This is a genomic window from Acinetobacter sp. 'aerobic (ED)' (genome assembly GCF_904886855.1).
GTDB lineage: Bacteria > Pseudomonadota > Gammaproteobacteria > Pseudomonadales > Moraxellaceae > Acinetobacter > Acinetobacter courvalinii.
The window spans coordinates 77,551-87,210 of the sequence record NZ_CAJHGI010000011.1 but is presented as its reverse complement, the minus strand read 5'-3'; the positions used below and the strand labels follow the sequence as shown (position 1 = coordinate 87,210).

11 protein-coding genes, 1 rRNA gene and 1 pseudogene are annotated in these 9,660 nt (G+C 42.4%); 8 read left to right on the top strand and 5 right to left on the bottom strand.

The window, feature by feature from the left end; all coding sequences use genetic code 11:
- The 4 genes and pseudogenes from rrf to cysK all read left to right on the top strand — a co-directional run.
- Window positions 1-100, top strand: a 5S ribosomal RNA gene (gene rrf, locus JO943_RS17685); the annotation flags it as partial.
- A gap of 112 nt (window positions 101-212) precedes the next feature.
- Window positions 213-890 (top strand): dihydrodipicolinate reductase C-terminal domain-containing protein, encoded by a 678-nt coding sequence (locus JO943_RS17680; protein WP_202741425.1) that lies wholly within the window; start codon window positions 213-215, stop codon window positions 888-890.
- A 116-nt stretch (window positions 891-1,006) separates the two neighbouring features.
- Window positions 1,007-1,729 carry an AAA family ATPase gene (locus JO943_RS17675; protein WP_202741424.1) on the top strand — a complete coding sequence of 241 codons (723 nt, stop codon included), beginning with the start codon at window positions 1,007-1,009 and terminating at the stop codon, window positions 1,727-1,729.
- Window positions 1,730-1,857: 128 nt separating this feature from the next.
- Window positions 1,858-2,861 (top strand): annotated as a pseudogene (gene cysK, locus JO943_RS17670) (cysteine synthase A).
- Between the two features lie 65 nt (window positions 2,862-2,926).
- On the opposite strand, the gene JO943_RS17665 reads toward cysK, so the two are convergent.
- From JO943_RS17665 to JO943_RS17645, 5 genes are all read right to left on the bottom strand, one after another.
- The gene (locus JO943_RS17665; RefSeq protein ID WP_050441713.1) at window positions 2,927-3,469 is read right to left on the bottom strand and encodes a lytic transglycosylase domain-containing protein; all 543 of its coding nucleotides are present in this window, start codon (window positions 3,467-3,469) and stop codon (window positions 2,927-2,929) included.
- A gap of 331 nt (window positions 3,470-3,800) precedes the next feature.
- Window positions 3,801-4,364 (bottom strand): lytic transglycosylase domain-containing protein, encoded by a 564-nt coding sequence (locus JO943_RS17660; RefSeq protein WP_005226293.1) that lies wholly within the window; start codon window positions 4,362-4,364, stop codon window positions 3,801-3,803.
- A 327-nt stretch (window positions 4,365-4,691) separates the two neighbouring features.
- Entirely contained in the window at window positions 4,692-4,910 is a 219-nt protein-coding gene (locus JO943_RS17655; protein WP_202741423.1) for a DUF2798 domain-containing protein, read from the bottom strand.
- Window positions 4,907-5,482, bottom strand: a complete 576-nt coding sequence (locus tag JO943_RS17650) for a flavodoxin family protein (protein ID WP_202741422.1) — start codon at window positions 5,480-5,482, stop codon at window positions 4,907-4,909. The genes JO943_RS17655 and JO943_RS17650 overlap by 4 nt, the downstream gene beginning before the upstream one ends.
- A gap of 10 nt (window positions 5,483-5,492) precedes the next feature.
- Window positions 5,493-5,984 (bottom strand): DUF2938 domain-containing protein, encoded by a 492-nt coding sequence (locus tag JO943_RS17645; RefSeq protein WP_202741421.1) that lies wholly within the window; start codon window positions 5,982-5,984, stop codon window positions 5,493-5,495.
- An 80-nt stretch (window positions 5,985-6,064) separates the two neighbouring features.
- On the opposite strand from JO943_RS17645, the gene JO943_RS17640 reads away from it, so the two are divergent.
- The 4 genes from JO943_RS17640 (at window position 6,065) to JO943_RS17625 (ending at window position 9,617) form a co-directional block, all read left to right on the top strand.
- Window positions 6,065-6,472 (top strand): helix-turn-helix domain-containing protein, encoded by a 408-nt coding sequence (locus tag JO943_RS17640; RefSeq protein ID WP_199950264.1) that lies wholly within the window; start codon window positions 6,065-6,067, stop codon window positions 6,470-6,472.
- 150 nt (window positions 6,473-6,622) lie between these two features.
- On the top strand, window positions 6,623-7,876 hold the full coding sequence (locus tag JO943_RS17635) for an esterase-like activity of phytase family protein (RefSeq protein ID WP_202741420.1): 1,254 nt from the start codon (window positions 6,623-6,625) through the stop codon (window positions 7,874-7,876).
- Between the two features lie 78 nt (window positions 7,877-7,954).
- Window positions 7,955-9,169: an MFS transporter gene (locus tag JO943_RS17630; protein ID WP_202741419.1), complete on the top strand. Its 1,215-nt coding sequence runs from the start codon at window positions 7,955-7,957 to the stop codon at window positions 9,167-9,169.
- A gap of 58 nt (window positions 9,170-9,227) precedes the next feature.
- Window positions 9,228-9,617 (top strand): hypothetical protein, encoded by a 390-nt coding sequence (locus JO943_RS17625; RefSeq protein ID WP_202741418.1) that lies wholly within the window; start codon window positions 9,228-9,230, stop codon window positions 9,615-9,617.
- Window positions 9,618-9,660 lie beyond the last annotated feature (43 nt).

Here is a 9,660-nt window from a genome sequence, read left to right as displayed (position 1 = left end):
AAGAGTGAACCACCTGATCCCTTCCCGAACTCAGAAGTGAAACCTCTTAGCGCTGATGGTAGTGTGGCACTTGCCATGTGAGAGTAAGTCATCGCCAGCTTTTAAATACGAAACACCCCTAACTAACGTTAGGGGTGTTTTTTATTGGGAAATGAAAATAAATTAAACGAAAATAGATTAATATCAATAAAATTATCTAAAAACTTTAGTTTATGACAAATGTATATATTATTGGCTCTGGTAAATTAGCGAATGAATTGCTCAAAGCGTTAAATTTTGAGAAAAATTATCGGGTTTTACCGTGGGCTGATCGAAATCCACAGGACACAGTTGCTATTGTAGTGCACGCTGGTTCTGGAAGAGAATTAAATGAGGCAATTTCTTATTGCCGACAGACAAATTCCAGTCTTATTGAATTATCAACAGATGTTGACCATCAGCAAGATTATTTGATTCCTGTTGTTTTATGCCCAAATACCAATATATTAATGCTTAAATTTATGAATATGCTCGAAAAAAGTGGGCAAAATTTTAGCCAATATCAAATAAATATTACTGAATCACATCAAGCAAATAAAACATCTCTACCAGGTACAGCAGTGGCTCTGGCCAATTCCCTGAATATTCCGAGTAATCGTATTGAATCAGTGCGTGATATACAAAAACAGCAATCTGAATTTGGAATTCCTGAACAAAATTTAGCTCGGCATGCTTATCACCGTATTGAGATTTCCGATAATGATGCTTGTTCAATTACGTTAGAGACTAGAGTGTTAGGTGACTCTCCATATGTCGGAGGAGTTAAAGATATTATTATGGCCGTTGGTGGGCGTTCTTTAGAAAAGCGGGTATATCATGTGATGGAATTCATTAATAATCACTGGATTTAAGCTATTAAAAATAAACATTTTAAAAACGCGACAAGATATGCCGTCAAGAGTTGAAAAAGGGTGTTATTACACTCGGATATCCAGCATGCTATAGAAAATAGATTTTTAATAGCCTCATGCAAGAAAGACCTTATATCAGAGCCGTAAAGCTGAAAGCTCCAGAAAATTTAGACTGGGCCAGTTATCCCTATGTTATTCCAGCAGTCAATGATTTGGAAAATATTGAGTTTCATCCCGACGTTACATTCTTTGTTGGGGAAAATGGTTCGGGAAAGTCCACGATTCTCGAAGCATTGGCACTGGCATTAGGTTTTTCGGAAGAAGGAGGCACACGCAATGTTCAACTGAATACGGCGACCAGCAGCTCTGTTTTATATCAATCTTTGCGCACAATAAAAAGTTTTAAGAAGCCTCAGGATTATTACTTCTTAAGGGCCGAAAGTTTTTATAACGTGGCGACTTATATGAAAGAACTGGATTATCTGGCAGGTTACGGTGGAGACATACACGCACGCTCCCATGGAGAGGGGTTTTTAAAGTTATTAACCATGAAGTTAAAAGGGCGAGGCTTATATCTTTTGGATGAGCCGGAAGCCGCTTTATCACCGACCATGCTAATGACCACGTTATCGGTGTTAGATCGCTTATGTCAGGCGCAATCCCAATTTATTATTGCAACCCATTCACCTATTCTTCTGGCGTATCCAAATGCAAAAATTTACCAGTTTTCGGAATCGGGTATCAAACAAATAAGCTATGAAGAAACGGAACATTTTCGGGTAACAAAGGATTTTTTGAATAATTATCAAAAGAGAATAACGCAAATTTTGGAGCAGTAGTTGAGAGTTATCTTATTTAACTTTTTGAAAAATATTTATTTTCTATAATTTATATGTTTTCTACTTTCCTCCTCGCGCCACAAGCCTATAATGATTGAGAATCATTCCAAATCTAATAAGGAAATAACATGTCAACTGATCAGCAATTTCCAGCACCAGCCAACCTAGGGATCGCAGTGTATTCAAACAATGCCGAAGCCATTGGCAACACACCTTTAGTGCGTATTAACCGTCTGATTAAAACGGGTGCAACGATTTTAGCAAAAGTTGAAAGCCGTAACCCTGCATTTTCAGTGAAGTGTCGTATTGGCGCTGCTTTGATTGCGGATGCAGAAAAACGTGGTGTACTGAAGGCTGGCATGCATATTGTTGAACCGACCAGTGGTAATACAGGGATTGCCTTAGCCTTTGTTGCAGCGGCAAAAGGTTATCCAATTACCTTAACCATGCCTGCAAGTATGAGCCTGGAGCGCCGAAAGGTCTTAAAAGAGCTTTAGGTGCAAATCTTGTTTTAACTGAGCCTGCTAAAGGAATGAAAGGTGCAGTAGATGAAGCTGCTCGTTTAGCTACGGAAAATCCAGAACTATATTTCTTGCCGCAACAATTTGAAAATCCAGCCAATCCTCAAATTCATGTCGATACCACCGGTCCTGAAATCTGGCAGGCAACCAATGGACAAGTTGATATTCTCGTTGCGGGTGTCGGCACAGGCGGAACCATTACCGGAATTTCTCGTTATTTTGAGCACGTTCAGAATAAGCCCTTGTATTCAGTTGCTGTTGAACCGGCTGAATCTCCAATCATTACTCAAACCAAAAATGGTGAAAGCATTACCCCGGCACCGCATAAAATTCAAGGAATTGGCGCCAACTTCATTCCGAAGAACTTAGATCTGGATTTGGTAGATGAAGTTGTCCCTGTGAATAGTGCGGATGCCATTGAGTGGGCAAGAAAGTGTGCAACTCAAGAAGGGATTCTGGTCGGTATCTCCAGTGGTGCAGCATTGGCGGCGGCAGCCCAAATTGCCGAACGTCCTGAAAATGCAGGCAAAACCATAGTGGTGATCTTACCGGATAGCGGTGAACGTTACCTATCTTCAGTCTTGTTTGAAGGTCTGTTTGACGAAGCCTAAATCTATTGTTCAAGGTATAAAAAACCATGCCTAAGCGCATGGTTTTTTCATTTTTGCTGTATTTTTTATAAGGCTTTTTTCAAGGTTTTTTCATGGCGTTTCACCGAGCGGGCGTACTTTTTACCTTTATGCCGTGTCCAGAAACTACGTTGATAGCCTGTTGGGCCAACATTGTAATAGGCCACGGCTTTGGACCAGCTCCCAGCAGATCGATAGTAGGTCGAGAGGACATGCGCGCCACAGTTAATGTTGACATTCTCATCATAAAGATTGCCTGGGCAAGCCTGATTCCAATGACTGGAAATGATTTGGGTTAAACCAATGGCTCCCGTTGGTGAGCGGGCAGCGCTATTGTAATTGGATTCCTGTCGAATCAGCGCGGCCAGTAAAGTCGGCGATACATCATAACGCTCAGCACTTTGAATGATCATTGGTGATAAACGATTGGCCGTGCTGGGTGAAACAGAATAAGCGTTTTGTAAGCCTGAGGAGAGTTGATTCGAGCGATTTGCAAATGATCCGCTTAAGCTACTACACGCGGAAAGACTCACTGCCATAATGATAAGGCTGAGCTTTAAAAAAAGTGAACCGAGCGCGTGAGAAGTCATACCTTGATCAGTTGATGTAGAGACGATTTGCAAAACCAAGACCCGAGACAGAATAAAATTATTAGGATGGTATGCACTCGGTTTAGGGGAGTCAATAGCAGTTGTTTTACCGTATTGATTCTTTTAAACGGGACATAAAAAAGCCCCGACATCCTGTCGAGGCTTTTCATATTGGGTTTCTTGCCATCAACTCCTGTCAATGACCACATCCTGTGCTGTTATTGTTCTGAATGAGACGTCCTGTCCCTGTATGAGTCCTATATTAATGAATGCAAGATGATGAGGACATTCGCCAATGACGCCAACCGGTGTAGGTTTTTACCGACAAGGTTTATAAAGCTTCTTTCAAGGACTGTTCATGTCGTTTGACCGAGCTGGCATAACGTTCAGCCTGTTGGCGCATATACGGGCTTCTGCGATAGCCTGTCGGACCCACATTGTAATAACCCAAGGCTTTTGCCCAGTCTCCAGTGGACTGATAGTAGTTCGCCAGAATATAGGCACCACAATTAATGTTGACATGTTCATCATACAGATCACCTGGACAAAACTGTTGCCAGAATTTTGGACGGACCTGCGTTAAGCCCACTGCATCCGCAGAGGAGCGGGCAAACGTGCGATAACTGGATTCCTGACGAATCAGTGCAGCCAGTAAATGCGGGGAAATGTTATGTCGTTCAGCAGTTTTGAGAATGATCGGAGCAACGCGATTCGCAGTGCTCGGCGCAACGGAGTAGGCGTTCTGGATTCCTGTTGCAAATTGTTGAGATTGACGTACAGAAGGGCCTTGAGTACTGGTACAGGCAGCGGTTAAATAGCTAATGAAAAGGACGACACTCAATTTGGCAAAAGTGATTTGGAACCGAGAAAAGCAAAATTTGTTGTAAATTATCATCGTAAAACAAGACTGACCATCATATATAAAACATGCGGATAGTAGGTAGCAAGTCACAGGGAGTCAATGCAGAATCGTAAGTTAAATCGTTTACTTTTTTTGTATTCAAACAAACTCGAGGATCATAAAAAAGCCCCGACATCCTGTCGAGGCTTTTTCATATTTGGTTTCTTGCCGCCAACTCCTGTCAACGACCACACCCTGTGTTCTTGTTATTCTGAATGAGACATCCTGTCTCTCTATGCTTCATATCTTAGTGAATCTATCTCTCTAGGGGTATTCGCCAATGACCCCAGTTACTGTAGGCTTTTGCTTACACAGTCCCAATTAGCGTTTCTTTAGAATCCATCCTACCAACCTTTGTGCAATCGGTGCACAGACCAATACGCTAGGAAAGGCAAACATCCACGCCACGATCCAGGCTGACATCCACATGGCAAAGAAATGTTCGATAAAACCGACTGCCTTTAATATGGTGATGCCAGAGATTAAAAAAGACATCATGCAGGACAGAACCAATGGAAATAAAAGACTTGCTGCTTTCACGTGATCATCACTCCTTGATATGCACTTAAGCTGGATGCAAAATTTTGTCCAAATAGCTGAGCAGTTTTGATATCACCAAAATCAAAGGCATCTGCTGCACTGGCATGTTCAGCTTGTGCCATAAGCCCAGTCCATGAGCCGAGTCGATTGGCTGCTTGCGTATACGGAACCCCTTGATGTTGCTCTGGTAAAATAGGGTTACCGACCCATATCATACCGTGTTGCATCGAAAAGGTGAAAAGTGAAATCAGTGTAGATTGCTTATCCCCTGCGGGTAGAGAGGAAACGGTAAATCCTGTGGCTAATTTTCCTTTAAATGCTTGTTTTTTCCATAAAGGCCCTGTGGCATCCATCAATTGTTTAAATGTGCCTGACACACCACCCAGATAGGTGGGAGAGCCCCAAATCAGTCCGTCATAGTGACAGAGTAATTCGGGTTGAGACATTAACTGCTCAGCGCTGAATAAATCAGTTTTAATCTGTCCAACTTGCGCTATACCGCGTTGAATCTGTTGGGCAATAAACTGGATATGGCCCTGACGGCTATGATAAATAATGGCAATCGACTTCATGGTTGATCCCTCAGTGAAATAATGCAAGCAATTGAGCGCTGAGATATAAACCGCAGCCGAAAATAGCGTGGTTGATCAGGCTGCGTAGACAGTTGCGCAGAGGCTGTGCTGTTTTAGTTGAAGCAACGCCTGCCCCCATAGCCGGTTGCATAATCAAGAAGGGAATGAGCACTGTAATCACGCCGAAAATAAAAGCAGAGCTAAATTGTGGTTGCAATAACCATGCTTCTCCAACAATCAGCACAAAGCTGAAGGCAAACAGCATGCCGACACTGTAATGTGCCAGCCAACCCAAGGCATATTCCTGTCGGATGGCAGGACTTTGCGCAATCGATGCATGGATGAACTTGCCTCGAAACATCCAGCCCAACCAACGGCCCAACAAAGCAAAATTTAAGCTTGGGCGGTTGAGTGTTTTTAACAGCAATAGCCACATATCCATCATGATTGTGGCACCGACACCTAAACACAGGATTTGAAATAACAGTTCTGCAGTTTCCATTTTTCACCTTGATCTTTTTTGCGTAAAACGCGATAAAGATAGTGTGCAAGTTCAAGTCAACTTGAAGTCAAGGGGTATTTATGGATATTGGAGAAGTTGCGAAGCGGGCCCATGTGAGCACCTCAACCTTACGCTTTTATGAAGAAAAAGGTTTAATCAAATCAATAGGCCGTCATGGATTACGCCGACAATATGGCAAGCAGGTTCTGGATCAATTGGCATTGATTGCTTTGGGGCGGGCGGCAGGTTTTTCCCTTAATGAAATTGCACAGATGTTTGGCGAAAATGGTCAGCCTGAACTGGATCGCGCCATGCTCAATGAAAAAGCTGAACAATTGCAACAAATGATCCAGCGCTTGGATTTTATCAGCCAGGGACTGAGACATGCTGCGGTATGCCCCGCAGAAAATCATATGCAATGCCCAACTTTTCAAAACTTTTTAAAAGCTGCGATTGCGGGTGCATATCGACCGATCAAACTTGAGTAAGACTGGATAGACGATCGTTAGCGTAATTTATAAAACAAAATGTTGGGTTACATTGTCATCTTTTCGCCATAAAGAGTTCATGCGATTGCAGTAAAAATGTCATCAAAGCTTGCTTAAATTGGCGTAATTTTTGACCAAGCGTATAAAACCATGAATAAGAAAACTTTATTGGCCGTATTGTGCAGTACAGCTTTAGGACTCAGTGCCTGTAACGATGATAATAAACAAGATCAGACCACACCCACAGAGAAAGTTACCGAGCCTACTTTAGTCTCTTTTGCCAAACTTGATGTTGCAACTTATGCGGCTGGCCCCGACTCGGGTAAAGCCGTGAGTGGTGCCAATGGAATTTATCCGCCATTTAAAGGACAACCGGTACAAGGCTTTTCTGCCGCTTTGAAAAATGCGGATGGTAGTTATATGGCCATGGCCGATAACGGTTTTGGTACACAGGACAATTCAGCCGATTTCTTATTACGTATTTATAAAATCAAAGCAGACTTTAAAAGCAAAGCTAAAGGCACAGGGCAAGTGGCTGTGCAAAGTTTTATCCAGCTACGTGATCCAAATAAACTGATTTCTTTTGAGATTGTGAATGGCAATACCGCAGAGCGTTTGTTGACTGGGGCGGATTTTGATCCTGAATCGATGCAACGTGCTGCAGATGGAAGCTACTGGATTGGCGACGAGTTTGGTCCTTATCTGCTGCACTTCTCGGCAGAAGGTGTGTTGCTCGATGCGCCGATTGGATTGCCGAATCCATTGAATCCGGCACAAGAATTACGTTCCCCACAAAACCAGCTCAATAAAGCCAATATCAATTATGTTGAGCCATTGGTGGGGCGCAGTAGTGGCTTCGAGGGTATGGCAATTTCGCCAGATGGCAAGTATTTATATCCTTTGCTGGAAAAACCTTTACTGAATGATGCAACTGGCCGACTGCTGATTTCCCAGTTTGATATTCAGAAAAAGGCCTATACCGGTGTTTATTATTGGTTTGAGCTGAACAGCAAAGCCACCAATATTGGCGATTTCCAATTGTTTAATGACAAAGAAGGCATCATTATCGAGCGGGATGTGAGCCAGAATAATCTAGGCGGATATAAAAAACTGATCCGCATTAAGTTCAATGAGCCTAAACAAACGGTAGCGCGTGAAGATCTGGTGGACTTGATGAAGATTGCCAATCCAGATGCTCTATACGGCACCGTGCGGGCAGGGGATATTGGGACAGGTAAAGTTTTTGCATTACCATTTGAGACCATTGAAGATGTTATCATTGAAAATGGCACGACTTTGACGGTATTGAATGACAATAATTTCCCGGGTTCATCGGGACGTAACGCCAAACTTGCCGACGACAATGAAATTATTCAGATTCGTCTGCCTAAAGCATTATTTTAAACATTCGGTCAAAATCGCCGAAATGATCATTCCGCATTTCGGCTGAAGGCGTATACTGATTGGGCATAAGGAGTCCTCATGTCTGAATCAGTATTGCGCCCAACCCATATCGAGTATGGTTCAAAATCGTTTACTGCGATTTTATGGTCATTGTTCTTTGCTGGTTTTGCATCATTTTCATCGTTGTACTGTGTTCAACCGATGATGCCAATTTTTGCAGAATTCTTTCATGTGACGCCGACCCACAGCAGTTTCCCGCTGTCTTTTTCAACCGTTGCGCTTGCGATTGGCCTGCTATTCACCGGTTTTATTTCTGATCGTTTTGGGCGTAAGCCGATCATGGTATTTGCCTTATTTTTGGTCTCGATTTTATTGCTGCTGAGTGCGTCGTTTCCCGTTTGGGAAATTTTCCTGACCACCCGTGTTTTTATTGGTCTAGCGGTCAGTGGCGTAGCTGCAGTAGCGATGACGTATATTGGTGAAGAAATTGCGCAAAAAGATATTGGCTTCGCGATGGGGTTATATATTTCAGGTACAGCCATTGGCGGCATGGGGGGACGGTTGATTGCAGGGGTACTGGTTGACTTTATCTCATGGCAAGCAGCAACTTATGCAATTGGTTTTATCAATTTCATTATCGCCTGTCTATTTTATCTGTTACTTCCCAAATCACAGCATTTCAAGCCCTTTCCATTCCGTTTTTCCCGTTTTAAGGCGGCATTTGAGCAGAATTTAAAAGATCCGAAATTACGGATTCTGTTTGCCCAAGGATTTATCTTGATGGGCTGTCTGGTCACTGTATTTAACTATATTAGTTATCACTTGCTGGAAGCTCCCTTTCATTTGTCACAAACCTGGATTGGCCTGATTTCGATCGCTTATCTGGCCGGAATTTATAGCTCACCTAAAGCTGCCAAATGGGGCTTTAAATATGGGCGCGATAAGGTGCTACCGGTACTGTTACTTACCATGATGCTGGGTCTGTTAATTACTTTAATTCCATCTTTATGGACGATTCTGCTCGGGCTGATTATTTTTACTTTTTCATTTTTTGCAGCGCATTCGACTGCCAGTAGCTGGGTTTCTGTGCAGGCCGTGCAATACCGTGCAGTCGCATCTTCACTGTATTTGCTCTGCTATTACATCGGTTCAAGTTTATTGGGCAGTAGCGGTGGTCTGGTCTGGGAAAACTTTGGCTGGACGGGGATTACATGCATGGTCGCGGTGGTGTTAATGCTGGGCCTGCTTTTAGCATTAAGGTTACAGGCTTTACCAATTCAGAAAGTTGATTAGCTTTTCTTGGATTTATGTTTTAAAGTTTTGGATCACTATAAAAAGATAAAGCAATAGAGTGAAATCAGTTAAAAAGATATTTATACCTGTGTTGGTTCTCCTTTTTTTAGGAGTCGGTTTTTGTATTGGTACTTTAACCGCAGGCATAAACCATTGGTTTCAATCTTTAGTTAATATGGAAATTTCTAATTACAGTGGGCAAACCATCAGCACGCTCAAGCTCTCTGTAAAAACAGCCGCTGTTCAGCATGAAATCTTTTTTCAGCCACTTGAAAATAACAAAACAATAGAAACGCAGTTTTTCATACAGGGTGAAGGTGGATATCAGTTGGAAGTAACACTTGAAAATGGTCAAACTGTTACTGGAGGCCGTGGCTATATTGAGCCAGGTTATAAGGTCAAAGAGATGATTCGATCTAATGAAATAAGCAGTAAGGTCTCTTATTAAACAAAAGTTCTAGTTTCGTCTCTAATATTGTTGTTTTGATTAA